Here is a 24,691-nt window from a genome sequence, read left to right on the forward strand (position 1 = left end):
GCGGTGAACTAGACAGCTCCACTTCACAACCGGAGGCCTTCACCTGTCAGCCCGACTCACCGCCGAAACGCGGGACAACCTCCCTGGACATCACAGCTAGGCGACCCTCTGACGAGGAATGATCGACGGCGTCCTGAGGTGAGGGAAAGGTGCGGATGGACGCGTATCGCGAGGCCCAGCGGCTGTACGGCGAAGCGACGATGTCGGCTGCGCAGGGGCAGGACCGGATCGCCCAGCTGGAGCAGGCACTGCAGCGGATCGGGCAGTTGGTCCCGCAGGCGGCGGCTGACCAGCGGGCCGCCCTTCTGCTGATGAACAGCTCACTCGCGGAGCAGATCGCCGGCCTCGCGGAGGGCAGCCGGTGAACGACCTCCTCCGGCGCGGTCCGGAGATCCTGCCCGGCACCTGGGAGTACGAGTGGGTCGCATCGGTCGTCGCCAAGGCCGCCGAGTACGCCGGCCGCGACTCGCACTGGAACGGGAAGCTGTACGAACAGGACGGTGACATCAGCGGGATCTACCACACCGACGGCAGCATGACGATCAGCCGCAAGCACGTGCTCGACCCGGCACGGGCCGTCTACGCGGCGGAGCAGACCCCGACCCGCGACGAGCGGTGGGCGGCCTCGAGCGCGACCGAGATGGCGGTCTTCCAGGCCCGGCTCTCGCTGTCGGAGTTCGGTGACGAGTCGGCGCCGGGCGCGACGCCGAACGGTTCGTGGGAGGACCTCGCACTCGAGCGCGGCCTGGCCGACGAGTTCACCCAGCGGTACGTCGGCCGGATCTCCGAGGACCTGACCGAGCACTCGTTGCCGCACGGCCACATGTCCGCGTTCCCGGCGTACACAGCGGCCACCGGCCGGCTGATGTACCCGCTGGCAGGCGCCACCGGCCTGGGCGTGAACCAGCTACGCGACCTGGTCGAGAGCACCGAGCGAACGCAGCGGTTCGCCGCGATCGCCGACCGGGCGATCGATCACCAGGTCGGCGACCTGGTCCCCGACGCGCACCGCGCCCAGCTACGCGAGCACCTGACCGGGCCACTGCGGCGCGGGCTCGGCGGACTGGCGATGACGGAGCACAGCCGGCTCACGGATCCGGGTGTGAAGTCCAGATGGGGCGACAGCTCGGCGGAGTGGACGGCGCTGGAGTTCGAGACGAACCTCGACACCATCAAGGACCACTACGAGTCCTGGAACGCCGAGCACCCGGGTGTGGAGCCGCCGGAGCTGCCGGACTCGGCGCTGGAGACGTTCCGGGACCGTGAGGACGAGGTTCGGCAGATCTGGGCCGAGGCCGGATGGCCGGCGCAGCGTCCGGTCGCGGGGCGCGAGCAGGCGTACTACCAGCAACTGCCGGAGCAGCTCTACCCGAACGAACGCGAGCAGGAGATCGCCAGGCTGCAGCAGTTCCTGTGGTCACACACGGCACCGAGCCGGCACACCGCCGCCCAGACAGAGAGCGGCGACCGCCCCGACAATGTGCGGTCCATCAAGTCCGCCAAGAGGCCGGACCGCGGCGTCGAGTGAGCTACCAGTCCTTCAGCGCGCTCAGGTAGGTACCACCGGACGGGCGGACCGAGTCCTTCATGAACAGCTTCAGCGGTGCGGAGAACAGACCGTAGGTGTGCGTGCCGGTGAAGAAGCCGGCGTCCGTGCAGCCGTCGTACACCACCCAGATCTCCTTGACGCCACTTGCCGTGGCGAAGCGCAGTGCGATCGCCTCGGACGGCTTAGTAACCTGTGGCGCGCACTTGAAGACCGGTAGCTCCGGATTCCGCTCCGGGAGCACCTTGATCGCATCGACGACCTGTTGCGCCACCGCGCCATCGAACTGCATCTGTCCGAGCAGACCGCCCTGCCCGGTGCTGTAGCGGCACGCGGTCAGACCCGTCACCGGAGTGTTCAGGTCGAGCCCGGTCCCGGTCGGTACGTCGCTCGGCCCGGCGACCTGCTGGATCGGATGCTGCGCCGGACAGGCGGTGTTCGCCGCCGCATTCGGCTGGATGCCCTGCGAGGTCCGCTCCGGGCCCGCGGCCTTGCCTTCGCCGGCCGAGTCGCTGTGGCTCGTGGCGACCGGCGAATCACTGCCCATCACGCTCCAGACGCCGCCCACTGCTGCCGCCACCAGGACCGCGGCGGCCGCCACCGACATCCCCTGGCGGCGGCGGTGCACGCGCCGACGGGCCTCCCGCGCCAGATCGGTCGCCTGCATCCCCTGCGTGTCCGCGTGGCCCTGGAGCGCCGAGGTGATCTTGGGGCCGAGCTCCCGCTCAGGATCGTGCTCAGGCATTCTCGGCTCCTTCCGTCCCTCGTTCGCTGCTCAGTGTGGTCTTCAGTGCTGCCAGTGCGCGGTGCACATGCGAGCGGGCGGTCGCTTCCGCGCAGTGCAGCAGCTGGGCGATCTCGGCGTACGACAGCTCCTCGTAGAACCGCAGTACGACGGCTGCCCGCTGCTTGTCCGGGAGCGTTGCGCACAAGGCCCAGATGGCGTCCGACTCGGCGCGCGCCGCCGTACCGTCCCCGACGGCTCGTGCGGTGCGGACCGGGTCGTCCACCGGCGCCTCACGCCGGCGGAACCTCCGCCACCAGGAGATGTGCGCGTTCACCACCATGCGCTTCACGTACGCCTCGGGGTCGTCGGCGCGGCTCACCCGCCCCCAGCGCGCACAGGCTGTGGTCAGAGCGTCCTGTACGGCGTCCTCGGCCAGATTCGCGTCGCCGGTGAGGACGTAGGCGAACCGCAGCAGGGCATCGGCCTTCTCGGTCACCCATGCCTCGAAGTCGAGCGGCTCCGTCCGCACCTCCGCTGCCGCCAAGACTGCCTCCATACCCCTCAGGACGCCGGTGTGCCGCTCTTCGTTGCAGTTCCGGCACGGTCGGGTCAGCGGGCCAGCTGACCGCTGCCTCCGCCGCCTCGTTCGTCCCGAGCCGCACCTTGTCCCCGCTGAGGCCGCTGCTCACCCTGCTGGTGTGCGTCGGTCCCAGGCACAGAGATACCAGACGCGGGGCTCTGCTCTGCCTGTAACCGAACCGCAAACGCTTGCCAGTCATGCCCCTGCTGCTGTTGCCACGGCTGCGCCACGAACTGCCCATGCGGAGCCTGCACCGGCCGCGGAGGCGCCTGCTGCAGTTGGGCTCGCGCGGCGTCGGCCTGCGCTTTCAGGGTGGCCAGGTGTCGGTGTTCGGCCAGTTTGGGGGCGGCTGTGTGGTGCAGTTTGGCGAGGAGGCGCCGGCCTTCGTTGGACGCCATCAGGGGGATCGCCTTGAAGTGGTCCTTGAGCGGGCGCTGGGCCAGAGCGGCCAGTCTGTTGTAGCCGCGAACGAAGTGGTTGACCTCGCGGTCCGTCCACGGGCGGTTCCGCTCGCTCTCGATCGCCCAGCGGGTCGAGCCGATCTGGTGCTGCCAGACGCCCTTCTTCCGCTCGTTCGTGAACACCGGCTCGGCCTCGCCCCGCCGGTACACGTGCAGGGCGTCGGCGAGTCCCTGCGCCTCGATCGCGTCCGCCGTGCCGAGCATGTCCTGGTAGATCTGATCGTGCTGATCAGCACCGATCCAGCGCCCGTACCCGGCTTCCTGCCGCCCGTCGAGGAACCGCTCCATGATCCCGAGCTGGCTCTGCGACTCGTGCACCGCCGCGAGCGCGACCTCGACCCGGTACCCCTTGTCCTGGAACTGCCTCATCAGGTCGAGGTCGTACTGTCCGGAGATCGGGAACGGTACGACGACGTCCATCCGCCGAGTCTGCACGTCCTGCAACGCCCAGCCGCGCCACGCGCTCGCGTCCTGCCCGTACACCCCGGAGGCGCTGTAGTCGTCCTCCAGCGCGCCCCGCGCATAGTTCGGGTGCTTCTCGAGCAGCTCGTCGTGGTCCACGACGTACGCGGTCTTCATGCCGAGGCGGTCGATCGCCGCCGCCTGCATCGTGGTCTTGCCCGCGCCGGGCTGCCCCGCGATGAACAGCACGGTCGGCTGCCGCCACGGCGGGCGCCCGCGGCCGTGCCCGGCGAGTCCCGGCCGGATCCGCCGCAGGTAGAATTCCCCCAGCTTCTCCTTCGACAGCCGGCTCATTGCCGACCGGCGCGAACCCGGGCCAGCAACTCCGGGAACTCCGCGTTGATCCGCGCGATCTCGCCCCCGTCGTCCGGGGACAGCCGGCGCCGCAGCTCCTCGTACTCCGCGGACGCCGCGGCCAGCCGATCCGCCTCGGCGTCGTCGCCGGCGTCCTCGGCATCCCCGATCCGGGCGCTGTACGCCGCGATCACCGCGCCGATCCGGTTCCGCGCGGACTCGTAGGCGCGCTCGTCGTCGAACGACCAGCGCGGATTCGGCTCCGGGTGCGGTGTTTGCGTCATCAGCGCGACCCTACCCCGGGCATAGATGCCTGCGGCAAGTTATTCCCGGCGGGTCCGCAACACCCGGAAACCCTTGGCGCTGCCGACCCGCTCGGACGGGTATCCCTGGTCGGTCAGCCAGCGCTGCAGCGAGTCACCGCCCAGATTCTTTCCGATCACGAACCAGGCGGTCCCGTCCGGCGCGAGACGGCTCAGCCAGCGCAGCAGCATCTTGTGGAGTTCGGGTTTACCGATGTGGATCGCGGGGTTCGACCAGATCTGGTCGAACCGCACGTCGTCGGGTACGTCGTCCGGCAGCGCCGCGCGTACGCGGTCCGCGACGCCGGCTACCTCCGCGTTCACTTGGGTGAGCTCCAGCGCGCGGTTGTTCACATCGACCGCCCACACCGTCGCTTCCGGGGCCTCCACCGCCAGCGCGCAGGCGATGGGTCCGTAGCCGGCCCCTAGGTCGAGAAAGGTCCCCGGCCCGGTCGGCGGTTCCACCGAGCGCAGCAGCACCGACGTACCGATGTCCAAGCGGTCCCGGGAGAACACTCCGGTCGCCGTGGTGAAGACGTACGGCCGCCCCCAGATCCGGGCCTCGACGGTACGCCGTACGTCCGCCGACTGCGGATCCGCCGAGAAGAAGTGGTCACCCACGCTGATGCACCTCTCCCCTGACCTGACGGGCCTGCAGAGCCCGCGCGGCCAGCTCGTCGTCTGCCGGGTAGCGCACTTCCTCCAGTGTCAGCCCGTGCGCCGGCAGGACGGACACGGCGGAGTCCCGCACCTTCCCGGCCAGCACCGCTGCGGGCCAGGAGACGTCCCGGCGTCCGTCGCCCACCGGGATCATCGAGCCCACCAGAGCCCGCACCATCGAGTGACAGAACGCATCTGCGATCACAGTGCCTTCCAGCTGCCCGACGCCCGTCCGCTGCCAGGAGAACTCCAGCAGCGCCCGCACTGTGCTGGCACCCTCCCGCTTCTTGCAGAACGCCGCGAAGTCGTGTTCCCCGAGGAGACCGGTCGCGGCCGCGTTCATACGGTCAACATCCATCGGACGGCCCACCCGCAGCACGTGTCCGCGGGTGAGCGGATCCCAGCCGGCCGGGTCGTCGCACAGCCGGTACACGTAGCGGCGCGCCAGAGCCGAGAACCGGGCGTCAAAGCCCTCTGGGGCCGCCGTAACGGCCGTGACAGCCACATCCGCGGGCAGGACGCCGTTCAGCCCTCTGAGAAGCCTCAGCGGGTCCACAGCGCCTTCTACGTCCACATGGGTGACCTGTCCGCGGGCGTGCACCCCGGTGTCCGTCCGGCCGGCACAGGTCACAGTCACCGGCTCCGGCAGCCGCAGTACGACGCGGACCGCTTCCTCGAGCTCCCCCTGCACGGTACGGAGACCTTCCTGACGGGCCCACCCGTGGAAGGCTGCTCCGTCATACCTGAGGTCGATCCGCCAGCGCACACGGCAATCTAACGCAACAGAGCCCCCTCACCGTGCGGTGAGGGGGCTCTGTGGTGACTACGAGCCGGCGACTTACTTGTCGTCGGTCTTCGCGTCCTCGGTGGTGGTGTCCTCGGCGACGACGTCCTGGACCTTCTCGTCCTGGACGTCCTCGACCTTGGCCTCGTCCTGCGGCTCGTCGGCCTTCTCCTCGGCCTTCGGAGCGGCTGCCTTCTTGGCCGGAGCCTTCTTCGCGGCGGTCTTCTTGGCCTTCGGGCTGTCGGCCAGGGCCTCGACCAGCTCGATCTTCGCCATCGGGGCGTTGTCGCCCTTGCGCGGGCCGAGCTTGGTGATCCGGGTGTAGCCACCCGGACGGTCGGCGTACCGCTCGCCGATCTCGGTGAAGAGCACGTGCACGACGCTCTTGTCCTTGATCCGCTTCATCACCTGGCGGCGCGAGTTCAGGTCACCACGCTTCGCCTTGGTGATCATCTGCTCCGCCAGCGGCTGCAGGCGCTTGGCCTTGGCCGCGGTGGTGGTGATGGCGCCGTGCTCGAACAGCGACGTCGCGAGGTTGCTGAGGATCAGCTTCTCGTGCGCCGGGCTGCCGCCCAGCCGGGCACCCTTGGTGGGGGTAGGCATCTCATAACTCCAGGAATCTCAGGCTCGTCGAGCCGTGGGGATACGGCCCGACGGGCCTTTGGTCAGCTCAGTACTGCTCGGTCTCGGCGAAGCTCTCGTCCTCGTCGTCCGCCTCGTTGCCGTAGGCACCGGACGCGGCGCGGAGGTCGAACCCGGGCGGGGAGTCCTTCAGCGACAGGCCCATCTCGGCCAGCTTCAGCTTGACCTCGTCGATCGACTTGGAGCCGAAGTTCCGGATGTCCAGCAGGTCCTGCTCGCTGCGCGAGATCAGCTCACCCACGGTGTGGATGCCCTCGCGCTTGAGGCAGTTGTACGACCGGACGGTCAGCTGCAGGTCCTCGACCGGCAGCGCCAGGTCGGCGGCCATCTGCTCGTCGACCGGCGACGGGCCGATGTCGATGCCCTCGGCCTCGACGTTCAGCTCACGGGCCAGGCCGAACAGCTCGACCAGCGTCTTACCGGCCGACGCGACGGCGTCGCGGGGCAGCATCGACGGCTTGGTCTCGACGTCGACCACCAGGCGGTCGAAGTCGGTGCGCTGCTCGACACGGGTGGCCTCGACCTTGTAGGTGACCTTGAGCACCGGCGAGTAGATCGAGTCGACCGGCATCCGGCCGATCTCCGCGTCGGCGGACTTGTTCTGGACGGCGGACACGTAACCGCGGCCCCGCTCGACGACCAGCTCCATCTCGAGCCGGCCCTTCTCGTTCAGGGTGGCGATCTTCAGGTCCGGGTTGTGCACCTCGACACCGGCCGGCGGCGCGATGTCGGCGGCGGTGACGTCACCGGGGCCCTGCTTGCGCAGGTACATGGTGACCGGCTCGTCGTGCTCGGAGGAGACGACCAGGTCCTTCAGGTTCAGGATCAGCTGGGTGGCGTCTTCCTTGACCCCGGCAACGGTGGAGAACTCGTGCAGGACACCGTCGATCTTGATGCTGGTGACGGCCGCCCCCGGGATGGAGGACAGCAGGGTCCGGCGGATCGAGTTGCCGAGGGTGTAACCGAAGCCCGGCTCCAGCGGCTCGATCACGAACCGCGAGCGGTACTCGTCGACGACCTCTTCGGTCAGGGTGGGGCGCTGTGCGATAAGCAACTTCTTGTTCCTTCTGTGTCGCGACGACCACTATTTGAGGTCGCGAGTGAAGAACGCACCGATCCGGCCGGCGGCCCGCAGGCCGCCGACCGGTTCCGGGTCAGTTCTTCGAGTAGAGCTCGACGATCAGGTGCTCGGCGACCTGGGTGTCGATCTGCTGCCGGGTCGGCAGCTGGTGGACGAGGATCCGCAGACGCTCCGGCATCACCTCGAGCCAGGCCGGGACGACGCGCTCGGAGTGCGTCTCCCGGGCGATGATGAACGGCGTCGTCTCCACCGACTTCGGCTTGACATCGATGATGTCGTGCGCCGAGACGCGGTACGACGGGATGTTCACCTTGATGCCGTTCACGGTGAAGTGACCGTGCACGACGAGCTGACGGGCCTGGCGGCGGGTACGGGCGAGACCGGAGCGGTACACCACGTTGTCCAGCCGGGACTCCAGGATCTGCAGCAGGTTGTCACCGGTCTTGCCGGAGCGCCGCGAGGCCTCCTCGTAGTACCGGCGGAACTGCTTCTCGAGAACGCCGTACGAGTAGCGCGCCTTCTGCTTCTCGCGCAACTGCAGCAGGTACTCGCTCTCCTTCGGGCGGCCGCGGCCGTGCATACCCGGCGGGTACGGACGACGCTCGAACGCCTTGTCGCCACCGACGAGGTCGACCCCGAGACGGCGCGACTTCTTGGTCATGGGTCCGGTGTAACGGGCCATTTTCGTGCTCCTCTCTGGGTCAGACCCGGCGCCGCTTGGGCGGGCGGCAGCCGTTGTGGGCAACAGGGGTGACGTCCTGGATGGTGCCGACCTCGAGGCCGACCGCACCCAGCGAACGGATCGCGGTCTCACGGCCGGAGCCGGGACCCTTCACGAACACGTCGATCTTGCGCATGCCGTGCTCCATCGCGCGGCGCCCGGCGGCCTCGGCGGCCATCTGCGCGGCGAACGGGGTGGACTTGCGCGAACCCTTGAAGCCGACGGTGCCCGCGGAGGCCCACGAGATGACCGCGCCGGTCGGGTCGGTGATCGTCACGATCGTGTTGTTGAACGTGCTCTTGATGTGCGCGTGGCCGGCGGCCACGTTCTTCTTCTCCTTGCGGCGCACCTTCTTCGCGCCGGCCGCGGTGCGGCTCTTGGGAGGCATAGGTCAGTTGCTCCTGGGGTGGTCGACAGTCATCCGGGTCACTTCTTCTTCTTGCCGGCGATCGCCTTACGGCGACCCTTGCGGCTACGGGCGTTGGTCCGCGTGCGCTGACCGCGCACCGGAAGCCCGCTGCGGTGCCGGCGACCCTGGTACGACCCGATCTCGATCTTGCGGCGGATGTCCGCGGTCACCTCGCGACGGAGGTCACCTTCGATCTTGTAGTTGCCTTCGATCCAGTCCCGGAGCTTGACCAGCTCGTCGTCGCCCAGCTCGTGGACGCGCTTGTCCGGGGAGACCCCGGTGTTCTTCAGCGTTTCCTGGGCGCGCGTGCGGCCCACACCGAAGATGTACGTGAGGGCGACCTCGATGCGCTTGTCGCGCGGCAGGTCGACTCCTACGAGGCGTGCCATGTGGCGGTGTTCCTTTCGTCGGCAGAGGTGTGGTGGCGCGCTGCGTCCTTGCCCGCCTCGGTGAGTGCTTCACCGGCAAGGCCCTGGCCTCTGTTCCAGGGGCGACATCCAGTGACCTGGATGAGCATGCGCGCTGTGGTGCGAAAGTGCCGTGTTACTGCGTGAGGCTTGTCAGCCCTGCCGCTGCTTGTGCCGCGGGTTCTCGCAGATCACCATGACCCGGCCGTGACGGCGGATCACCTTGCACTTGTCGCAGATCTTCTTGACGCTCGGATTGACCTTCATCGAGCTTCTTTCTTCGACAGGTGTTGGTGTGGGTCTTACTTGTACCGATAGACGATCCGACCCCGGGTGAGGTCGTACGGCGACAGCTCCACGACGACCCGGTCCTCGGGGAGGATCCGGATGTAGTGCTGCCTCATCTTGCCGCTGATGTGCGCGAGCACCTTGTGCCCGTTGGACAGCTCAACACGGAACATCGCGTTCGGCAGGGCCTCGACGATGGTGCCCTCGAGTTCGATTACTCCCTCTTTTTTGGGCATGTCCTCGCACTTCTGTAGACGTGACTGGCTATGGCTACAAAGAGCCAAGGAAAAAGTGTACGCCACGCGCGGCATTGATCCCAATTGGGGCCTCAGCGGGTACTCTCCAGCTCCGCCATGTGCTCGGCGCCCCAGTCGTCCAAGGGCATCAGCGCGACGTTGAGTGACACTCCGAGCTCGGTGAGTGAGTACTCGACCTTCGGCGGCACCTGGTGGAAGACCTCCCGGTGCACGATGCCACGCGACTCCAGCTCGCGCAGTTGCTGGATCAGCATCTTCTCCGTGACGCCGGGGATCTCCCGGCGCAGCTCGCCGAACCGCAGCGGGCCGTGATGCAGCGCCCACAGGATGCGCGGCTTCCACTTCCCGCCGATCACATCCGCCGCGGCGTCCAGGCCACACGTGTACGGGCGCATACTTACCTTTCCGTCAGTACCTGACTATTTAGTGGGTACTTGTCCATCCTAAAGCGTGGGATCCAGGGTGGACCGCATGAAGACACCTGTCACCGTCCTGGGGCTCGGCACGATGGGGACCGCCCTCGCCAGGGCCTTCCTGGCCGCCGGCCACCCGACCACCGTCTGGAACCGCACCCCCGGCCGCTCCCCCGAACTCGACGTCGTACGCGCCACCACAGCGGCCGAGGCGATCGCGGCCAGTCCGCTGGTCGTCGTCTGCCTGCTCGTCGACGACACCGTCCGCAGCACACTCGACGGCATCGACCTCACCGGCAAGACGGTCGTCAACCTCACCAACAGCACACCCGACCAGGCCCGCGGCACCGCAGAGCAGCTCACGAGCGCGGGAGCGCAGTACGTCGACGGCGGCATCATGGCTGTGCCCGCGATGATCGGCGGTCCAGCGGCATTCATCTTCTACAGCGGCGAACCGGAGGCTTTCGAGAAGCACAGCGCCGACCTGTCTGTGCTGGCACGTCCGGCGTACGTCGGCGCCGACCCCGGGCTGGCCGCCCTGTACGACATCGCCTTGCTGAGCGCCATGTACGGCATGTTCGGCGGCGCCCAGCATGCGCTGGCCCTCATCACCAGTCAGGACCTCGCGGCGGAGCCGTTCACCACCCGGTTCCTGAGCCCATGGCTGACGGCCATGCTCACGAGCCTGCCCCGCATCGCCGAGGACCTCGACAACGGCTCTGCGGAGACGGCCGGTTCGAATCTCTCCATGCAGGCAGCTGCCTACGAGAACCTCATCAGCACTTCAGAAGCACACGACGTCGACCCGATGCTGCTCGCGCCGATGGGCGAGCTGCTGCACCGGGCCGTGGCAGCCGGCCACGGCAAAGCTGACCTGTCGGCGCTCGTCAGTCTGCTGAGGACTGCGTAGCCGCCCACTGTTCGCCCGCGCGCCAGACCTGCTCCGGCATGAGGTCCAGCAGGTCGCAGGCCGCGTCGAGCTGCGCGAGGGCGGTGGTCGCGTCGCGGTACGCCGGGAGGATCGCGACGAACCGCCGGCCCTCGCAGCTGAAGCCGAACGCCGGTACGTCGGCCAGCGCCTCGACCGCGCGCGGATGCAGGACGGCCAGCGCGTGATCCTCACGCCCGTTGAACAAGCGGTACTGCCCCGGCAGGCCCTCGACCGTCAACGGCAACGGCAGGAAGCTCGCCGCCGCGACCGGCGCGAGCCCCGCGGGCAGCACCTGCAACGGCGGCAGCGGGCGCTCCACATGGAGATCGAGGAAGTCGAAGCCGAGCTCACGGCGCCCGACCTTGTGCCGGAACCGCCCGGTCCAGAACTCCCGGCCGCGATGCCGGCCCGACGTCACGTCGGCGACCTCGGCCTCCGGGTCCGCGTCGAACGGTGGGAACGGCCAACGATCCAGCAGCTCCGCTGCGGACGCGCTGACGCGCCAGCCGAGCTGCCCGGCGGCCTCCGCCCACTCCCGCCGGCGGCGGCTGTCGGCGATCCGCAGCGCCAGCGTGAACCCGAGCAGCACCAGGAACCAGGCCAGCACCATCCACCCGACCCACCGGGGCTCCAGCAGCAGCCCGGCGACCGCCAGCGGCACGGCGACGGCGAACCAGACCACGTAGACGATCGCGGCTCCCTGATGCACCTGCCACGCCAGATCCGGCCGTAGACGCGGACCGGCCAGGCGGCGACTCATCGGGGCCGCTGTCAACGGCGCCTGCCGAGGCCGCCGAGGGCGATGATCGCCCACGGGATCAGCAGCCAGACCGGCCAGAAGTGCGGCCAGTGGCCGCCGTTGCCCAGCCCGATCACGAACCAGATCACCACGTTGATCAGCACGACGCCGGTGAAGCCGCCGATCGCCCCGCCGCGGTGCTGCGGGTGGTTGTCCTTCTTCCGCTCCGGGAAGCTGCCCGGCTCCGGCGCGGGTTTGGAGTCCTTGACCACCTCGGGCGTCTGGTACGTCCGCACCGGCGGCAGGTCACGCACCAGCGGCTCGAGCTCGCCGTACGTCTGCACGGTGTAGAGCTGGTCGAGGCGCGACGAGAACTCGGGCTGGTCCAGCCGGCCGTCCGCGAACGCGTCCCGCAACCGGCCGGCGATCTTGTCCCGGTCGGCTTCGGTGAAACGCTGGTGCGGCTGGTACTGAGGCATGTCTCAAGTGTGCCTCAGCTCCGGTCCGCTCCGCGTCCCCCGACGGGTGGACCCCCGTGGTCCGTCAGTCGGCGAGGGCGCCGAACTTCACGCCGAGCTCGGCGAGCTCGGACTCGCCGCCGTCGATGGCGGTCAGCACCCAGGGGCCTTGCGGAGTGAGAGTGAACGTGTGCTCTGTGTGTGCGGCCGACCGCCCGTCGTTGGTGACGACGGTCCAGTCGTCCTCGAGCGTGTGATTCTCCTGCTTGCCGAGCGTGAGCATCGGCTCCACGGCCAGCGCCATCCCCTCGACCAGCTTCGGCCCGCGGCCGGCGCGGCCGAAGTTCGGCACGTTCGGCGGCTGGTGCATGGCCGACCCGATCCCGTGCCCGACGAAGTCCTCGACGATCCCGTACGACGAGTTCGCCCGGACGTGGGCCTCGATCGCGGCCGAGATGTCGGACAGCCGGCCGCCGAGCCGGGCCGCGGCGAACCCGCGCCACATCGACTCCGCGCAGATCCGCGCGAGCTCCAGCAGCTCGGCGTCGACCTCGCCGACCGGCACCGTGATCGCGGCGTCGCCGTGCCAGCCGTCCACGATCGCGCCGCAGTCGATGGAGATCAGGTCGCCGTCGGCGAGCACCCGGTCGCCCGGGATGCCGTGCACGATCTCGTCGTTCACCGACGCGCAGATCGAGCCGGTGAACCCGTGGTAGCCCTTGAACGACGGCGTCGCGCCGGAGGACCGGATGTTGTCCTCCGCGATCGCGTCCAGTTCGCCGGTGGTGATGCCGGCCCGGACCTCACCGCGGAGCAGCTCCAGCGTGCGGCCGACCACCAGGCCGGCCTTACGCATGGCGAGGATCTGCTCGCGGGTCTTGATCTCGATCCCGCGGTCCCTAAACATCAGTGCACATCACTTACTCGGTGACGGTCTTGAGGGCCGCGAGCACGCGCTCGCTGACCTCGTCGATCTCTCCGACGCCGTCCACCTCGACGAGCAGGCCGCGCTGGGCATACACCCGCAGCAGCGGCTTGGTCTCGGCGGTGTAGACGTCCTGCCGGTGCCGGATGACCTCTTCGGAGTCGTCCGTGCGGCCCTCGGTCTGGGCCCGCTTGAGCATCCGGCCGACCAGCACGTCGGTGTCGGCGACCAGCGCCACCACCGCGTCCAGCTTGTGCCCGTGCTCGGCGAGGATGTCGTCCAGCGTGCCGACCTGGGCCAGCGTCCGCGGGTACCCGTCGAGCAGGAAGCCGTCGCCGGCGTCGGCCTCGGACAGCCGGTCCCGCACCATCGCGTTGGTGACCTCGTCCGGGACGTAGTCGCCCGCGTCCATGTAACGCTTCGCCTCGACACCCAGCGGCGTCTCGTCCTTCACGTTCGCACGGAAGATGTCGCCGGTGGACACGGCCGGGATATTCAGGCGTTCCGCAAGCACCTTTGCCTGCGTGCCCTTGCCCGCCCCGGGCGGACCCATCAGCAACATTCTCATCAGCGCAGGAACCCTTCGTAGTTTCGCTGCTGCAGCTGACTCTCGATCTGCTTCACGGTGTCGAGTCCGACACCGACCATGATCAGGATCGACGTACCGCCGAACGGGAAGTTCTGGCTCGCGTTCAGCAGGACGAGAGCGACCAGCGGGATCATCGAGATCACCGCGAGGTAGATCGCGCCGGGCAGCGTGATGCGGTCCAACACGTACTTCAGGTATTCCTCGGTCGGCCGACCCGCCCGGATCCCGGGGATGAAGCCGCCGTACTTCTTCATGTTGTCGGCGACCTCCTTCGGGTTGAAGGTGATCGAGACGTAGAAGTACGTGAAGAAGATGATCAGAGCGACGTAGGTCGCCATGTAGATCGGGTGGTCGCCCTTGACCAAGTTGCCCTGGATCCAGTTGGACCAGCTCTTGCCCTGCTGGAACTGACTGACCAGAACGGGGAGATACAGCAGGCTGGAGGCGAAGATGACCGGGATGACACCGGCCTGGTTCACCTTCAGCGGGATGTACGTCGAGGTGCCGCCGAACATCTTCCGGCCGACCATCCGCTTCGCGTACTGGACCGGGATCCGGCGCTGGGCCTGCTCGATGAAGATGACCGCCGCCATGATGACGAGGCCGATCGCGATCACCACGACGAAGGTGGTGATGCCCTTCTGCTTGCGGATGCTCCACAGCTGGGTCGGGAAGGTCGCGACGATCTGGGTGAAGATCAGGATCGACATACCGTTACCGACGCCACGGTCGGTGATCAGCTCACCGAGCCACATGATCACGCCGGTACCGGCGGTCATGGTCAGCACGATGACGGTGATCGTGAACCAGTCGTCCTTGTACAGCAGCGGCTCGCTGCAGCCCTGGAACAGCCGGCCCGGCGTCCGGGCGAGCGCCACGAACGCGGTCGACTGCAGGATCGCCAGACCGACGGTCAGGAACCGGGTGTACTGCGTGATCTTGGCCTGACCCGCCTGGCCCTCCTTCTTCAGCGACTCCAGCCGCGGGATCACCACGGTGAGCAGCTGCAGGATGATGCTGGCGGTGATGTACGGCATGATGCCGAGCGCGAAGATCGCGAGCTGCAGCAGCGCGCCGCCGGAGAACAGGTTGATCAAGTTGTACAGGTTGGCGTTCTGGCCGCCCTGCGAGATCTTGATACACGTGTGCAGCGACTGGACGTTCACACCGGGCGCCGGAACGACCGAGCCGATCCGGAAGATCACGACGATGAAGAGCACGAACAAGATCTTCCGGCGCAGGTCCGGAGTCTTGAACGCGTTGGCAAAGGCGCCTAACACCCTGTCCTCCCACAAGTTTCCCTGGCCGCGGGCACGGCAGGGGCCTAGCTAAGCCTCTGGGCAAGAGACGAACCAGGGCTCGTCCGACCGGCGCAGGATATCAAGCACCGATCGTTACGAGCCCTGGACCTCGTGTCACACCTCGGTCGTGGTTCCCCCGGCCGCCTGGATCTTGTCCGTGGCGGACTTGGAGAACTTGTGCGCCGAGACCTGCAGTGCCACGGTCAGTTCGCCGTCACCCAGCACCTTGACCGGCTGACCACGACGGACCGCGCCCTTGGCGACCAGGTCGGCCACGCCGACCTCGCCACCTTCGGGGAACAGTTGTCCGAGCTTGTCCAGGTTAACGACCTGGAACTCCACCCGGTTCCTGCTCTTGAAGCCCTTCAGCTTCGGAAGCCGCATGTGCAGCGGCATCTGGCCACCCTCGAAGTACTCGGGGATGTTGTTACGCGCCTTGCTGCCCTTGGTACCGCGGCCGGCGGTCTTGCCCTTGCTGCCCTCACCACGACCCACGCGGGTCTTGGCGGTCTTGGCGCCGGGCGCCGGACGCAGGTGGTGAACCTTGAGCGCCATGTCAGTCGACCTCCTCGACGGTGATGAGGTGGCGAACCGTGCGAACCATGCCGCGAACCTCGGGACGGTCCTCGTGGACGGCGGTGTCGCCGATCCGCTTGACGCCCAGGGTGCGCAGCGTGTCGCGCTGGTTCTGCTTACCACCGATGCCCGAACGGATCTGGGTCACCTTCAGGCGTGCCATCAGGAAGCCACCTCCGCCCGCGCCTTCAGCAGGGCCGCCGGGGCGACGTCCTCGACCGGCAGGCCACGGCGCGCGGCCACGGCCTCCGGGGTCTCCAGGCTCCGCAGCGCCTCGACCGTGGCGTGCACCACGTTGATCGAGTTCGAGGAACCCAGCGACTTGCTGAGGATGTCGTGGATCCCGGCGCACTCCAGGACGGCGCGCGCCGAGCCACCCGCGATCACACCGGTACCGGGCGCGGCCGGGCGCAGCAGCACCACGCCGGCAGCCTTCTCGCCCTGGACCGGGTGCGGGATGGTGCCCTGGATCCGCGGCACCTTGAAGAACGCCTTCTTGGCCTCCTCGACGCCCTTGGCGATCGCCGCGGGCACCTCCTTGGCCTTCCCGTAACCCACACCGACGGTGCCTTCACCGTCGCCGACGACCACGAGGGCGGTGAAGCTGAAGCGACGACCGCCCTTCACGACCTTGGCGACACGGTTGATGGCTACCACGCGCTCGATGTAGGCGGTCTTGTCCGCCTGCTGACCGCGACCACCGTCGCGGCCACGGCGCTCACCACCGGCGCCGCCTCCGCGACGCTGCTGGCCTCCGCTCATTTCGAACTACCTTCTTCCCTTGTCGCCATCAGAAGCCGAGCCCGCCCTCGCGGGCGGCGTCGGCCAGGGCCGCGATGCGGCCGTGGTACTTGTTCCCGGCCCGGTCGAAGACGACCGAGTCGATGCCGGCGGCCTTGGCCCGGTCGGCGATCAGGCCGCCGACGGTCTTGGCCTTGTCGGTCTTGTTCGCCTCGGCGCCCCGCAGGTCGGCCTCCATGGTGGAAGCCGAGACCAGCGTCTTGCCGGCGACGTCGTCGATGACCTGCGCGAACAGGTGCTTCGAGGACTTGGAGACCACCAGCCGCGGCCGCTCGGCCGTGCCGTTGATCTTCTTCCGGACCCGGATCTGCCGACGCAGCCGGGAAGACGTCTTCTTGGCGGAGTGCTTGTGCGGACGCAGTCCGATCGCCATGGTTACTTACCAGCCTTTCCGACCTTGCGGCGCACCTGCTCGCCCGCGTACCGCACACCCTTGCCCTTGTACGGCTCGGGCTTGCGCAGCTTGCGGATGTTGGCGGCGACCTCACCGACCGACTGCTTGTCGATGCCGATGACCGAGAACCGGGTCGGGGCCTCCACGTTGAAGGTGATGCCCTCGGGGGCGTCGACCGTGATCGTGTGGCTGTACCCGAGCGAGAACTCCAGCTGGGTCGGTCCCTTGGACAGGACGCGGTACCCGACGCCGACGATCTCGAGCTTCTTCTCGTAGCCGTCCGTCACGCCGGTCACCAGGTTGGCGATCAGGGTGCGGGAGAGGCCGTGCAGTTCCTTGCTCTTGCGCTGGTCGTCGGGGCGGGTCACGGCGATGGCGCCGTCCTCGTCCCGGTCGACCGCGATGGGCTCAGCGACGACGTGCGACAGCTGACCCTTCGGACCCTTCACAGTGACCGTCTGGCCGTCGATCGTGACGTCGACGCCGGACGGGACCGTGACCGGGAGCTTACCGATGCGAGACATTCAGTGGTCCTCCTTCCGGTTTCTTCGTCACCAGACGTAGGCGAGGACTTCCCCGCCAACGCCCTTGTTCTTGGCCTGACGGTCGGTCAGCAGACCCTGGGACGTCGAGATGATCGCGACGCCCAGGCCACCGAGGACCTTGGGCAGGCTGGTCGACTTCGCGTAGACCCGCAGGCCCGGCTTGCTGATCCGCCGAACACCCGCGATGGAGCGCTCCCGGCTCGGGCCGAACTTGAGGTCCACGATCAGGGTCTTGCCGACGGTGCCCTCCTTGGGCTCCTCCACCTTGTAGGAGGAGATGTAGCCCTCCTGCTGGAGGATGTCGGCGATGCCCTGCTTGATCTTGCTGTACGGCATCGAGGTCGACTCGTGGTACGCCTGGTTGGCGTTGCGCAGACGCGTCAGCATGTCTGCGATCGGGTCGGTCATCGTCATGGCCTGGGGCCTCTTTCCCGCCGTGGTTTCGCCGTTCGGCGACCTACGGTGACTAGATGGTGGTGAATGGGGAGAAGTTCTGGGGTGGAGACGGTCACCAGCTGGACTTGGTCACGCCGGGCAGCTCGCCCCGGTGCGCCATCTCCCGCAGGCAGATCCGGCACAGGCCGAACTTGCGGAAGACCGCCTTCGGCCGGCCGCAGCGCTGGCAGCGCGTGTAGCCACGCACCGCGAACTTCGGCTTCCGGGCCTGCTTGACCTTGAGTGCTGTCTTCGCCACGTCAGTTCTCCTTGAACGGGAAGCCGAGCGCCCGCAGCAGGGCCCGACCCTCGTCGTCGTTCTTCGCGGTGGTCACCACGGTGATGTCCATGCCCCGGACGCGGTCGATCCGGTCCTGGTTGATCTCGTGGAACATCACCTGCTCGGTCAGACCGAAGGTGTAGTTCCCGGTGCCGTCGAACTGCTTCGGGGACAGACCGCGGAAGTCGCGGATCCGGGGCAGCGCGAGCGCCAGCAGCCGGTCCAGGAACTCCCACATCCGGTCGCCGCGCAGCGTCACGTGCGCGCCGATCGGCATCCCCTCACGCAGCTTGAACTGCGCGATCGACTTACGGGCCTTGGTGACCTGCGGCTTCTGGCCGGTGATCGCGGCCAGGTCCTTCACCGCGCCCTCGATCAGCTTCGAGTCGCGAGCCGCCTCGCCGACGCCCATGTTCACCACGATCTTGGTGAGCCCGGGCACCTGCATGACGTTCTCGAACTGGAACTGCTCGTGCAGCTTGCCGACGATCTCCTCGCGGTACTTCGTCTTCAGCCGCGGCTGGATCTTGTTCTCGGTTACTGCGGTGGTCATCAGATCTCCTCGCCGGTACGCCGGGCGATCCGGACGCTCCGGTAACCGGTGTACGTCGAACCGTCGGGACGGCGCTTCTGCACCTCGACGCGGTTGTAGCCGACGCGGGTGGTCACCTTCTGCTTCTTCCCGTCCTTCTCGACCTCGACCAGAAGGGCCACGTTCGAGACGTGGATCGGGGCTTCCTGGGTGACGATGCCACCGGTGGTGCCGCCGCGCTGGGCCTGCTGCACCTTGGTGTGCTTCTTCACCCGGTTGACGCCCTCGACGATAACCTTCTCGTCGTTCGGGAAGACCTGGATGATCTTGCCCTCGAGGCCCTTCGAGCGACCCGAGATCACACGGACCTGGTCACCCTTCTTCACGTGCAGCTTCTTCTGGGCAGCCATCTCAGAGCACCTCCGGCGCGAGCGAGATGATCTTCATGAAGCGCTTCTCGCGCAGCTCCCGGCCGACCGGCCCGAAGATACGGGTGCCGCGCGGCTCGCCGTCGGCCTTCAGGATCACCGCGGCGTTCTCGTCGAAGCGGATGTAGGAGCCGTCCGGACGCCGGCGCTCCTTCACGGTCCGCACGACGACCGCCTTGACGACGTCACCCTTCTTCACACCACCGCCGGGGATCGCGTCCTTGACGGTGGCGACGATCGTGTCACCGACACCGGCGTAGCGCCGACCGGAGCCACCGAGAACGCGGATGCAAAGGATCTCCTTCGCGCCCGTGTTGTCGGCGACCTTCAGTCGCGACTCCTGCTGGATCATCTGTTGATCTCCTGGTTGTCTCGCTGGTTCTCAGCTGGGCCGAGCCTTGCGGAACGAATAATTTCGAATGGTTGCCGGCAGCAGCCGGGAACTACTTGGCCTTCTCGAGGATCTCGACGACGCGCCAGCGCTTGGTCGCCGACAGCGGCCGGGTCTCCATCAGGAGGACGCGGTCGCCGATCCCGGCGGCGTTCTGCTCGTCGTGCGCCTTGAGCTTGCTGGTGTGCCGGATGACCTTGCCGTACAGCTTGTGCTTCACCCGGTCCTCGACCTCGACCACGACGGTCTTGTCCATCTTGTCGCTCAGCACCAGGCCCTCACGGGTCTTCCGGCGGCCTCGCGCCTCGGTGGTCGTGCTCACGGTCTCGTCCTTCGCGTTCTCGGTCATGCGTTGGCCTTCTCACTGTCGTCCGCAGTCTCTTCGGCGGCAGCCTCGGCCTCGACCGGGGCGTCGACCTCCTCGGTGATACCGAGCGCACGCTCGGACAGCACCGTGTAGATGCGGGCGATGTCCTTGCGGACGGCGCGCAGCCGGCCGTGGGACTCCAGCTGGCCCGTGGCAGCCTGGAACCGGAGGTTGAACAGCTCCTCCTTGGCTTCACCGAGCTTCGTCAGCAACTCGTCCCGGCCCAGGTTCCGCAGCTCGGCGGCGGTCAGGGTAGCCATCAGTTCTCACCTGCCTCTCGGGTGATGAAGCGGCACTTCATCGGCAACTTGTGGATCGCGCGGCGCATCGCCTCGCGAGCGATGTCCTCCGGAACACCGGAGAGCTCGAACAGCACGCGGCCGGCCTTCACGTTGGCGATCCACCACTCCGGCGAACCCTTACCGGAACCCATCCGGGTTTCGGCCGGCTTCTTGGTCAGCGGACGGTCCGGGTAGATGTTGATCCACACCTTGCCGCCACGCTTGATGTGCCGGGTCATCGCGATACGCGCGGCCTCGATCTGCCGGTTGGTGATGTAGTGGCTCTCCAGCGCCTGGATGCCGAAGTCACCGAAGGCCAGCGTCGTACCACCCTTGGCCGCGCCGGAGCGCTTCGGGTGGTGCTGCTTGCGGTGCTTGACCTTGCGGGGGATGAGCATCGGTCAGCTCTCCGTTCCGGTCGTCTCGGCGGGCTTGTCGGCCGCCGGCGCCTCCGCTGCCGGAGCAGCGGCGTTGTCGTTGCGGCGGTTGTCCCGGCGGTCGTCGCGACGGCCACCGCGGTCACCACGCTCGCCGCCACGGCCACCGCGGTCGTCCCGGCGAGCCGGCCGACGCTGCTGGGTGGCGGCCCGGGCCGCGGCCTGCGCCTCGCGCTCGGCGCGGGAGCCGGCGACGTCGCCCTTGTAGATCCAGACCTTCACGCCGATCCGGCCGAAGGTCGTCCGGGCCTCGTAGAAGCCGTAGTCGATGTCGGCCCGCAGCGTGTGCAGCGGGACGCGGCCCTCGCGGTAGAACTCCGACCGCGACATCTCCGCGCCACCGAGCCGGCCGGAGCACTGGATCCGGATGCCCAGGGCGCCGCCACGCATGGTGGTCTGCATCGCCTTGCGCATCGCGCGGCGGAACGCCACGCGGCCGGACAGCTGCTCGGCCACGCCCTGCGCGACCAACTGGGCGTCGACCTCGGCGTTCTTCACCTCGAGGATGTTCAGCTGCACCTGCTTGCCGGTGAGCTCCTCCAGGCCGCCCCGGATCCGGTCCGCCTCGGCGCCGCGGCGACCGATGACGATGCCCGGACGAGCGGTGTGGATGTCGACCCGGACCCGGTCACGGGTGCGCTCGATCTCCACGCGGGAGATGCCGGCGCGCTCCATGCCCTTGCTCAGCAGACGACGGATCTTGACGTCCTCGCCCACGTAGTCCTTGTACAGCTTGTCGGCGTACCAACGGCTCTTGTGGTCGGTGCTGATGCCGAGACGGAACCCGTGCGGGTTTACCTTCTGTCCCACGTCAGGACTCCTTCTTCTCAGCGGTGGCCTTCTTGGCGGCCGTCTTCTTCGCGGTCGCCTTCTTGGCCGGCTTCTCGGCGGCCTCGGCCGGCTTGTCGGCGGCCTTCTTGGCCGCCTTCTTCGCCGAGGCCTTCTTGGCCGTGTCCGCCGTGTCAGCGGTCTTCTTGGCAGCGGCCTTCTTGGCCGGCGCCTTCGGAGCCGCCTCCTCGGTGACCCGCGGCTCGACCACGACGGTGATGTGGCTGGTCCGCTTGTCGATCCGGGTGGCCCGGCCCTGGGCGCGCGGGCGGTGACGCTTCAGCGTCGGTCCCTCGTCGACCAGGATCTTGGACACGATCAGATCGGCCCGGCTCAGGTGCTCGGTGCCCTCGGCGTTCGCCGCGGCGCTGTCGACGACCTTGTACACGGTCGCGGCAGCGGCCTGCGGGGCGAACTTCAGAGTGGCGAGTGCGTCGTCGACGCCGGCACCGCGCACCAGATCGGCCACGCGGCGCGCCTTCATCGGCGTCACGCGGACGAAGCGCGCGACCGCGAAGGCCCCGGGCTGCTCGCCCAGCAGGCTCTCGCGACGGGCGCTGATCGCCCTACGCTCTTGAACGCTCATGATGTTCGAATCTCTCCGTAGGTTGCTTTCGCTTCGTCACTGATCCCCGGGGGGTCAGCGACGCCGTGACTTCCGGTCGTCCTTCTCGTGACCCTTGAACGTCCGGGTCGGGGCGAACTCGCCGAGCTTGTGCCCGACCATCGAGTCCGTCACGAACACCGGCACGTGCTTGCGGCCGTCGTGCACCGCAATCGTGTGGCCGATCATGTCCGGCACGATCATCGATCGGCGGGACCAGGTCTTGATGACGTTCTTGGTGCCCTTTTCGTTCTGCACCTCCACCTTCTTGGCCAGGTGGTGGTCGACGAACGGGCCCTTCTTCAGGCTGCGTGGCATTGTGGCCGGCTCCCTATCAGCGCTTCTTGCCGGCCTTGCGGCGCCGGACGATCATGCGGTCGCTTTCCTTGCGGGTGCGGGTCCGGCCTTCCGGCTGGCCCCACGGGGACACCGGGTGGCGACCACCCGAGGTCTTACCCTCACCACCACCGTGCGGGTGGTCGACCGGGTTCATCGCGACACCGCGGACGGTCGGGCGCTTGCCCTTCCAGCGCATCCGGCCCGCCTTGCCCCAGTTGATGTTCGACTGCTCGCCGTTGCCGACCTCACCGAGGGTGGCGCGGCAGCGCACGTCGACCATCCGAACCTCGCCGGACGGCATCCGCAGGGTGGCCATCCGGCCTTCCTTCGCGACCAGCTGAATGCTGGCACCGGCCGAGCGGCCCATCTTCGCGCCACCGCCGGGACGCAGCTCGACGGCGTGCACCGTGGAGCCGACCGGGATGTTGCGCAGCGGCAGGTTGTTGCCGATCTTGATGTCCGCGGCCGGGCCGTTCTCGACGATCGTGCCCTGACGCAGGTTGGACGGGGCGAGGATGTAGCGCTTCTCGCCGTCCACGTAGTGCAGCAGCGCGATCCGGGCGGTCCGGTTCGGGTCGTACTCGATGTGCGCGACCTTGGCCGGCACGCCGTCCTTGTCGTACCGCTTGAAGTCGATCAGCCGGTACGCCCGCTTGTGGCCGCCACCGTGGTGCCGGGTGGTGATCTTGCCGGAGTTGTTCCGGCCGCCCTTCTTCGGCAGCGGACGCAGCAGCGACTTCTCGGGGGTCGAACGGGTGAGCTCGACGAAGTCGGCCACGCTCGAGCCACGGCGGCCCGGCGTCGTCGGCTTGTACTTGCGGATTCCCATTACGACTGGCCTCCGAAGATATCGATGCGGTCGTCACCCTTGAGGGTCACGATCGCCCGCTTGGTGTCGGGGCGCTTACCGAAACCGGACCGGGTCCGGCGGCGCTTGCCCTTGCGGTTCAGGGTGTTGACGTCGCTGACCTTGACCTTGAACACCTTCTCGACCGCGAGCTTGATCTCGGTCTTGTTGGCGTCCGGGGCGACCTCGAACGTGTACTTCTGCTCGTCCAGCAGGCCGTAGCTCTTCTCGCTCACGACCGGCCGGAGCAGCACGTCGCGGGGGTCCTTGTTGACTCCGTGGCTCATGCTTCTACCTCCTCGGCCTCAGTCGACGTGGCGACGGCCTTGACGGACTTGCCCTTGGGCGCGCCGGCGACGAACGAGTCGAGGGCGCTCTTGGTGAACACCACCGCGTCGCTGCACAGCACGTCGTACGCGTTCAGCTGGTCGGCCGCGATCAGGTGCACGTGCTGCACGTTGCGCAGGCTCAGCCAGGTGAGCTCGTCGGCGCGGTCGACGACGACCAGCGCCTTGCCCGGCTCGGTCACCTCGCCGAGCACCTTCAGCGCCGACTTGGTGGAGGGCTTGTCGCCGTCCACGAAGCTCTCGACGACGAACACGCGGCCGTCGCGGGCCCGGTCCGACAGCGAGCCGCGGAGCGCGGCGGCGATCATCTTCTTCGGGGTCCGCTGGCTGTAGTCACGCGGCACCGGGCCGTGGACGACGCCACCGCCGGTGAACTGCGGCGCGCGGGTCGAACCCTGGCGGGCGCGACCGGTGCCCTTCTGGCGGTACGGCTTGGCGCCACCGCCGGACACCTCGCCCCGGGTCTTCGCCTTGTGCGTACCCTGGCGGGCCGCGGCCAGCTGGGCCACCACGACCTGGTGGATCAGCGGCACGTTGACCTGGACGTCGAACAGCTCGGCCGGAAGCTCGGCGGAGCCGTTCTTGCTGACCTTGTCGCCCTTCACGACGACGACGTCGACGGTGCTCACTTCGCAGCTCCCTTCGCGGCGTTGCGGATCAGCACGAGGCCGCCCTTGGGGCCGGGAACGGCACCCTTGAGCAGGATCAGGCCGCGCTCGACGTCGATCGCGTGGACCGACACGTTCTGCGTGGTGACCTGCTCGGCGCCCATCCGGCCCGCCATCCGCAGGCCCTTGAAGACCCGGCCCGGGGTGGCGCAGCCGCCGATGGAACCCGGCGAGCGGTGCTTCTTGTGCACACCGTGGGTGGCGCGCAGACCGTGGAAGCCGTGTCGCTTCATCACACCGGCGAAGCCCTTGCCCTTGCTGGTCGCGGAAACGTCGACGCGCTCGCCGGCCTCGAAGGCCTCGGCCTTGATCTCCTGGCCCAGCGTGTACTCGCTGGCGTCGGCGGTGCGCAGCTCCAGCAAGTGGCGCCGCGGCGTCACGCCGGCCTTGTCGAAGTGGCCGCGCATCGGCTTGGTGACCTTGCGCGGGTCGATGTCTCCGAAGGCGATCTGGACGCCGTCGTACCCGTGGCTGGCCGAGGTACGCACCTCGGTCACGACGCAGGGGCCGGCCTGGACCACGGTGACGGGGACGACGCGGTTGTTCTCGTCCCAGGTCTGGGTCATGCCGAGCTTGGTGCCCAGCAGACCGCGCGTGTTCTTTAGCTTGCTCAT

41 protein-coding genes and 1 pseudogene are annotated in these 24,691 nt (G+C 68.1%); 3 read left to right on the top strand and 39 right to left on the bottom strand.

Annotated elements, in window-relative coordinates; translation table 11 throughout:
• Positions 1-155 precede the first annotated feature (155 nt).
• Positions 156-365 (top strand): hypothetical protein, encoded by a 210-nt coding sequence (locus AB0I12_RS37135; RefSeq protein ID WP_359939355.1) that lies wholly within the window; start codon positions 156-158, stop codon positions 363-365.
• Complete coding sequence (locus tag AB0I12_RS37140) at positions 362-1,528, top strand: hypothetical protein (RefSeq protein WP_359939358.1); 1,167 nt, start codon at positions 362-364, stop codon at positions 1,526-1,528. Before AB0I12_RS37135 ends, AB0I12_RS37140 begins: the two co-directional genes overlap by 4 nt.
• Before the next feature lies 1 nt (position 1,529).
• On the opposite strand, the gene AB0I12_RS37145 is transcribed toward AB0I12_RS37140, so the two are convergent.
• The 14 genes from AB0I12_RS37145 to AB0I12_RS37210 form a co-directional block, all read right to left on the bottom strand.
• A complete protein-coding gene (locus AB0I12_RS37145; RefSeq protein ID WP_359939361.1) occupies positions 1,530-2,291 on the bottom strand; it encodes a hypothetical protein in 762 nt (253 codons plus the stop codon).
• A complete protein-coding gene (locus AB0I12_RS37150; protein WP_359939364.1) occupies positions 2,284-2,817 on the bottom strand; it encodes a SigE family RNA polymerase sigma factor in 534 nt (177 codons plus the stop codon). Before AB0I12_RS37150 ends, AB0I12_RS37145 begins: the two co-directional genes overlap by 8 nt.
• Positions 2,818-2,882: 65 nt before the next feature.
• Complete coding sequence (locus AB0I12_RS37155; protein ID WP_359939367.1) at positions 2,883-4,070, bottom strand: zeta toxin family protein; 1,188 nt, start codon at positions 4,068-4,070, stop codon at positions 2,883-2,885.
• Positions 4,067-4,354: a hypothetical protein gene (locus AB0I12_RS37160; RefSeq protein WP_359939370.1), complete on the bottom strand. Its 288-nt coding sequence runs from the start codon at positions 4,352-4,354 to the stop codon at positions 4,067-4,069. The genes AB0I12_RS37155 and AB0I12_RS37160 overlap by 4 nt, the downstream gene beginning before the upstream one ends.
• Before the next feature lie 39 nt (positions 4,355-4,393).
• Positions 4,394-4,993 (bottom strand): methyltransferase, encoded by a 600-nt coding sequence (locus tag AB0I12_RS37165; RefSeq protein WP_359939373.1) that lies wholly within the window; start codon positions 4,991-4,993, stop codon positions 4,394-4,396.
• Positions 4,986-5,798 (bottom strand): tRNA pseudouridine(38-40) synthase TruA, encoded by an 813-nt coding sequence (gene truA, locus AB0I12_RS37170; RefSeq protein WP_359939376.1) that lies wholly within the window; start codon positions 5,796-5,798, stop codon positions 4,986-4,988. The genes AB0I12_RS37165 and truA overlap by 8 nt, the downstream gene beginning before the upstream one ends.
• 72 nt (positions 5,799-5,870) lie before the next feature.
• Positions 5,871-6,419, bottom strand: coding sequence for a 50S ribosomal protein L17 (rplQ, locus tag AB0I12_RS37175; protein ID WP_359939379.1), 549 nt, complete (start codon positions 6,417-6,419; stop codon positions 5,871-5,873).
• Between the two features lie 67 nt (positions 6,420-6,486).
• The gene (locus AB0I12_RS37180; RefSeq protein ID WP_130384620.1) at positions 6,487-7,512 is read right to left on the bottom strand and encodes a DNA-directed RNA polymerase subunit alpha; all 1,026 of its coding nucleotides are present in this window, start codon (positions 7,510-7,512) and stop codon (positions 6,487-6,489) included.
• Between the two features lie 100 nt (positions 7,513-7,612).
• The gene (rpsD, locus tag AB0I12_RS37185) at positions 7,613-8,221 is read right to left on the bottom strand and encodes a 30S ribosomal protein S4 (protein WP_355482591.1); all 609 of its coding nucleotides are present in this window, start codon (positions 8,219-8,221) and stop codon (positions 7,613-7,615) included.
• 19 nt (positions 8,222-8,240) lie between these two features.
• Positions 8,241-8,648: a 30S ribosomal protein S11 gene (gene rpsK, locus AB0I12_RS37190; protein WP_131286332.1), complete on the bottom strand. Its 408-nt coding sequence runs from the start codon at positions 8,646-8,648 to the stop codon at positions 8,241-8,243.
• A gap of 38 nt (positions 8,649-8,686) precedes the next feature.
• On the bottom strand, positions 8,687-9,058 hold the full coding sequence (gene rpsM, locus AB0I12_RS37195) for a 30S ribosomal protein S13 (protein ID WP_141854777.1): 372 nt from the start codon (positions 9,056-9,058) through the stop codon (positions 8,687-8,689).
• 171 nt (positions 9,059-9,229) lie between these two features.
• Positions 9,230-9,343, bottom strand: coding sequence for a 50S ribosomal protein L36 (rpmJ, locus tag AB0I12_RS37200; protein ID WP_008361054.1), 114 nt, complete (start codon positions 9,341-9,343; stop codon positions 9,230-9,232).
• Between the two features lie 35 nt (positions 9,344-9,378).
• On the bottom strand, positions 9,379-9,600 hold the full coding sequence (gene infA / locus AB0I12_RS37205) for a translation initiation factor IF-1 (protein WP_012923661.1): 222 nt from the start codon (positions 9,598-9,600) through the stop codon (positions 9,379-9,381).
• A 92-nt stretch (positions 9,601-9,692) separates the two neighbouring features.
• Positions 9,693-10,016, bottom strand: coding sequence for a helix-turn-helix domain-containing protein (locus AB0I12_RS37210; protein WP_359939387.1), 324 nt, complete (start codon positions 10,014-10,016; stop codon positions 9,693-9,695).
• Between the two features lie 76 nt (positions 10,017-10,092).
• On the opposite strand from AB0I12_RS37210, the gene AB0I12_RS37215 reads away from it, so the two are divergent.
• Complete coding sequence (locus AB0I12_RS37215; RefSeq protein WP_359939390.1) at positions 10,093-10,944, top strand: NAD(P)-binding domain-containing protein; 852 nt, start codon at positions 10,093-10,095, stop codon at positions 10,942-10,944.
• Here the strand turns inward: AB0I12_RS37215 and AB0I12_RS37220 are convergent.
• The 25 genes and pseudogenes from AB0I12_RS37220 to rplC all read right to left on the bottom strand — a co-directional run bounded on the left by AB0I12_RS37220 (position 10,922) and on the right by rplC (position 24,691).
• Positions 10,922-11,725 (bottom strand): hypothetical protein, encoded by an 804-nt coding sequence (locus tag AB0I12_RS37220; RefSeq protein WP_359939393.1) that lies wholly within the window; start codon positions 11,723-11,725, stop codon positions 10,922-10,924. The genes AB0I12_RS37215 and AB0I12_RS37220 overlap by 23 nt on opposite strands.
• An 11-nt stretch (positions 11,726-11,736) precedes the next feature.
• Positions 11,737-12,183, bottom strand: coding sequence for a DUF1707 domain-containing protein (locus AB0I12_RS37225; protein WP_355699459.1), 447 nt, complete (start codon positions 12,181-12,183; stop codon positions 11,737-11,739).
• A 64-nt stretch (positions 12,184-12,247) separates the two neighbouring features.
• Positions 12,248-13,072 (bottom strand): type I methionyl aminopeptidase, encoded by an 825-nt coding sequence (gene map / locus AB0I12_RS37230; protein ID WP_359939819.1) that lies wholly within the window; start codon positions 13,070-13,072, stop codon positions 12,248-12,250.
• Positions 13,073-13,082: 10 nt separating this feature from the next.
• Positions 13,083-13,655 carry an adenylate kinase gene (locus tag AB0I12_RS37235; protein ID WP_355699458.1) on the bottom strand — a complete coding sequence of 191 codons (573 nt, stop codon included), beginning with the start codon at positions 13,653-13,655 and terminating at the stop codon, positions 13,083-13,085.
• Entirely contained in the window at positions 13,655-14,956 is a 1,302-nt protein-coding gene (secY, locus tag AB0I12_RS37240) for a preprotein translocase subunit SecY (protein ID WP_359939397.1), read from the bottom strand. The genes AB0I12_RS37235 and secY overlap by 1 nt, the downstream gene beginning before the upstream one ends.
• Positions 14,957-15,091: 135 nt before the next feature.
• Positions 15,092-15,532, bottom strand: a complete 441-nt coding sequence (gene rplO, locus AB0I12_RS37245; RefSeq protein WP_167205895.1) for a 50S ribosomal protein L15 — start codon at positions 15,530-15,532, stop codon at positions 15,092-15,094.
• Position 15,533: 1 nt separating this feature from the next.
• Positions 15,534-15,716, bottom strand: coding sequence for a 50S ribosomal protein L30 (rpmD, locus tag AB0I12_RS37250; protein WP_355482575.1), 183 nt, complete (start codon positions 15,714-15,716; stop codon positions 15,534-15,536).
• A complete protein-coding gene (gene rpsE / locus AB0I12_RS37255; protein WP_359939401.1) occupies positions 15,716-16,315 on the bottom strand; it encodes a 30S ribosomal protein S5 in 600 nt (199 codons plus the stop codon). Before rpsE ends, rpmD begins: the two co-directional genes overlap by 1 nt.
• A gap of 28 nt (positions 16,316-16,343) precedes the next feature.
• Positions 16,344-16,727 (bottom strand): 50S ribosomal protein L18, encoded by a 384-nt coding sequence (gene rplR, locus AB0I12_RS37260; protein WP_133789404.1) that lies wholly within the window; start codon positions 16,725-16,727, stop codon positions 16,344-16,346.
• Between the two features lie 2 nt (positions 16,728-16,729).
• Entirely contained in the window at positions 16,730-17,272 is a 543-nt protein-coding gene (rplF, locus tag AB0I12_RS37265) for a 50S ribosomal protein L6 (protein WP_329003453.1), read from the bottom strand.
• A 27-nt stretch (positions 17,273-17,299) separates the two neighbouring features.
• Positions 17,300-17,707 (bottom strand): 30S ribosomal protein S8, encoded by a 408-nt coding sequence (gene rpsH, locus AB0I12_RS37270; protein WP_131286345.1) that lies wholly within the window; start codon positions 17,705-17,707, stop codon positions 17,300-17,302.
• Positions 17,708-17,801: 94 nt separating this feature from the next.
• Positions 17,802-17,987 carry a type Z 30S ribosomal protein S14 gene (locus AB0I12_RS37275; protein WP_012923674.1) on the bottom strand — a complete coding sequence of 62 codons (186 nt, stop codon included), beginning with the start codon at positions 17,985-17,987 and terminating at the stop codon, positions 17,802-17,804.
• Position 17,988: 1 nt separating this feature from the next.
• The gene (rplE, locus tag AB0I12_RS37280; protein ID WP_359939407.1) at positions 17,989-18,561 is read right to left on the bottom strand and encodes a 50S ribosomal protein L5; all 573 of its coding nucleotides are present in this window, start codon (positions 18,559-18,561) and stop codon (positions 17,989-17,991) included.
• A complete protein-coding gene (rplX, locus tag AB0I12_RS37285) occupies positions 18,561-18,950 on the bottom strand; it encodes a 50S ribosomal protein L24 (protein ID WP_355699454.1) in 390 nt (129 codons plus the stop codon). Before rplX ends, rplE begins: the two co-directional genes overlap by 1 nt.
• 1 nt (position 18,951) lies before the next feature.
• Entirely contained in the window at positions 18,952-19,320 is a 369-nt protein-coding gene (rplN, locus tag AB0I12_RS37290) for a 50S ribosomal protein L14 (RefSeq protein ID WP_012923677.1), read from the bottom strand.
• 91 nt (positions 19,321-19,411) lie between these two features.
• A complete protein-coding gene (gene rpsQ / locus AB0I12_RS37295; protein ID WP_355482561.1) occupies positions 19,412-19,708 on the bottom strand; it encodes a 30S ribosomal protein S17 in 297 nt (98 codons plus the stop codon).
• Complete coding sequence (rpmC, locus tag AB0I12_RS37300; RefSeq protein WP_355699453.1) at positions 19,705-19,986, bottom strand: 50S ribosomal protein L29; 282 nt, start codon at positions 19,984-19,986, stop codon at positions 19,705-19,707. The genes rpsQ and rpmC overlap by 4 nt, the downstream gene beginning before the upstream one ends.
• Positions 19,986-20,405 carry a 50S ribosomal protein L16 gene (gene rplP, locus AB0I12_RS37305; RefSeq protein WP_355699452.1) on the bottom strand — a complete coding sequence of 140 codons (420 nt, stop codon included), beginning with the start codon at positions 20,403-20,405 and terminating at the stop codon, positions 19,986-19,988. Before rplP ends, rpmC begins: the two co-directional genes overlap by 1 nt.
• A 3-nt stretch (positions 20,406-20,408) precedes the next feature.
• Entirely contained in the window at positions 20,409-21,254 is an 846-nt protein-coding gene (gene rpsC / locus AB0I12_RS37310) for a 30S ribosomal protein S3 (protein ID WP_359939413.1), read from the bottom strand.
• A gap of 214 nt (positions 21,255-21,468) precedes the next feature.
• Positions 21,469-21,858: pseudogene (gene rplV, locus AB0I12_RS37315) on the bottom strand (50S ribosomal protein L22); the annotation flags it as partial.
• 54 nt (positions 21,859-21,912) lie between these two features.
• A complete protein-coding gene (gene rpsS / locus AB0I12_RS37320; RefSeq protein WP_130384641.1) occupies positions 21,913-22,194 on the bottom strand; it encodes a 30S ribosomal protein S19 in 282 nt (93 codons plus the stop codon).
• A gap of 16 nt (positions 22,195-22,210) precedes the next feature.
• Positions 22,211-23,044 (bottom strand): 50S ribosomal protein L2, encoded by an 834-nt coding sequence (gene rplB / locus AB0I12_RS37325; RefSeq protein ID WP_355482555.1) that lies wholly within the window; start codon positions 23,042-23,044, stop codon positions 22,211-22,213.
• Entirely contained in the window at positions 23,044-23,349 is a 306-nt protein-coding gene (gene rplW, locus AB0I12_RS37330; protein WP_130384643.1) for a 50S ribosomal protein L23, read from the bottom strand. Before rplW ends, rplB begins: the two co-directional genes overlap by 1 nt.
• Positions 23,346-24,038 carry a 50S ribosomal protein L4 gene (gene rplD, locus AB0I12_RS37335; RefSeq protein WP_359939418.1) on the bottom strand — a complete coding sequence of 231 codons (693 nt, stop codon included), beginning with the start codon at positions 24,036-24,038 and terminating at the stop codon, positions 23,346-23,348. The genes rplW and rplD overlap by 4 nt, the downstream gene beginning before the upstream one ends.
• A complete protein-coding gene (gene rplC / locus AB0I12_RS37340) occupies positions 24,035-24,691 on the bottom strand; it encodes a 50S ribosomal protein L3 (RefSeq protein ID WP_359939421.1) in 657 nt (218 codons plus the stop codon). Before rplC ends, rplD begins: the two co-directional genes overlap by 4 nt.

The sequence above is a fragment of the Kribbella sp. NPDC050459 genome, assembly GCF_040655315.1.
GTDB lineage: Bacteria > Actinomycetota > Actinomycetes > Propionibacteriales > Kribbellaceae > Kribbella.

Coding starts and splice junctions, on each gene's coding strand:
- AB0I12_RS37135 (WP_359939355.1), top strand. CDS start 156: ATGGACGCGTATCGCGAGGCCCAGCGGCTGTACGGCGAAGCGACGATG.
- AB0I12_RS37145 (WP_359939361.1), bottom strand. CDS start 2,291: ATGCCTGAGCACGATCCTGAGCGGGAGCTCGGCCCCAAGATCACCTCG.
- AB0I12_RS37155 (WP_359939367.1), bottom strand. CDS start 4,070: ATGAGCCGGCTGTCGAAGGAGAAGCTGGGGGAATTCTACCTGCGGCGG.
- AB0I12_RS37160 (WP_359939370.1), bottom strand. CDS start 4,354: ATGACGCAAACACCGCACCCGGAGCCGAATCCGCGCTGGTCGTTCGAC.
- rplQ (WP_359939379.1), bottom strand. CDS start 6,419: ATGCCTACCCCCACCAAGGGTGCCCGGCTGGGCGGCAGCCCGGCGCAC.
- rpsD (WP_355482591.1), bottom strand. CDS start 8,221: ATGGCCCGTTACACCGGACCCATGACCAAGAAGTCGCGCCGTCTCGGG.
- rpsK (WP_131286332.1), bottom strand. CDS start 8,648: ATGCCTCCCAAGAGCCGCACCGCGGCCGGCGCGAAGAAGGTGCGCCGC.
- rpsM (WP_141854777.1), bottom strand. CDS start 9,058: ATGGCACGCCTCGTAGGAGTCGACCTGCCGCGCGACAAGCGCATCGAG.
- rpmJ (WP_008361054.1), bottom strand. CDS start 9,343: ATGAAGGTCAATCCGAGCGTCAAGAAGATCTGCGACAAGTGCAAGGTG.
- infA (WP_012923661.1), bottom strand. CDS start 9,600: ATGCCCAAAAAAGAGGGAGTAATCGAACTCGAGGGCACCATCGTCGAG.
- AB0I12_RS37210 (WP_359939387.1), bottom strand. CDS start 10,016: ATGCGCCCGTACACGTGTGGCCTGGACGCCGCGGCGGATGTGATCGGC.
- AB0I12_RS37215 (WP_359939390.1), top strand. CDS start 10,093: ATGAAGACACCTGTCACCGTCCTGGGGCTCGGCACGATGGGGACCGCC.
- AB0I12_RS37220 (WP_359939393.1), bottom strand. CDS start 11,725: ATGAGTCGCCGCCTGGCCGGTCCGCGTCTACGGCCGGATCTGGCGTGG.
- AB0I12_RS37225 (WP_355699459.1), bottom strand. CDS start 12,183: ATGCCTCAGTACCAGCCGCACCAGCGTTTCACCGAAGCCGACCGGGAC.
- AB0I12_RS37235 (WP_355699458.1), bottom strand. CDS start 13,655: ATGAGAATGTTGCTGATGGGTCCGCCCGGGGCGGGCAAGGGCACGCAG.
- rplO (WP_167205895.1), bottom strand. CDS start 15,532: ATGGCGCTCAAGGTTCACCACCTGCGTCCGGCGCCCGGCGCCAAGACC.
- rpmD (WP_355482575.1), bottom strand. CDS start 15,716: ATGGCACGCCTGAAGGTGACCCAGATCCGTTCGGGCATCGGTGGTAAG.
- rpsE (WP_359939401.1), bottom strand. CDS start 16,315: ATGAGCGGAGGCCAGCAGCGTCGCGGAGGCGGCGCCGGTGGTGAGCGC.
- rplR (WP_133789404.1), bottom strand. CDS start 16,727: ATGGCGATCGGACTGCGTCCGCACAAGCACTCCGCCAAGAAGACGTCT.
- rplF (WP_329003453.1), bottom strand. CDS start 17,272: ATGTCTCGCATCGGTAAGCTCCCGGTCACGGTCCCGTCCGGCGTCGAC.
- rpsH (WP_131286345.1), bottom strand. CDS start 17,707: ATGACGATGACCGACCCGATCGCAGACATGCTGACGCGTCTGCGCAAC.
- rplE (WP_359939407.1), bottom strand. CDS start 18,561: ATGACCACCGCAGTAACCGAGAACAAGATCCAGCCGCGGCTGAAGACG.
- rplX (WP_355699454.1), bottom strand. CDS start 18,950: ATGGCTGCCCAGAAGAAGCTGCACGTGAAGAAGGGTGACCAGGTCCGT.
- rplN (WP_012923677.1), bottom strand. CDS start 19,320: ATGATCCAGCAGGAGTCGCGACTGAAGGTCGCCGACAACACGGGCGCG.
- rpsQ (WP_355482561.1), bottom strand. CDS start 19,708: ATGACCGAGAACGCGAAGGACGAGACCGTGAGCACGACCACCGAGGCG.
- rpmC (WP_355699453.1), bottom strand. CDS start 19,986: ATGGCTACCCTGACCGCCGCCGAGCTGCGGAACCTGGGCCGGGACGAG.
- rplP (WP_355699452.1), bottom strand. CDS start 20,405: ATGCTCATCCCCCGCAAGGTCAAGCACCGCAAGCAGCACCACCCGAAG.
- rpsS (WP_130384641.1), bottom strand. CDS start 22,194: ATGCCACGCAGCCTGAAGAAGGGCCCGTTCGTCGACCACCACCTGGCC.
- rplB (WP_355482555.1), bottom strand. CDS start 23,044: ATGGGAATCCGCAAGTACAAGCCGACGACGCCGGGCCGCCGTGGCTCG.
- rplW (WP_130384643.1), bottom strand. CDS start 23,349: ATGAGCCACGGAGTCAACAAGGACCCCCGCGACGTGCTGCTCCGGCCG.
- rplC (WP_359939421.1), bottom strand. CDS start 24,691: ATGAGCAAGCTAAAGAACACGCGCGGTCTGCTGGGCACCAAGCTCGGC.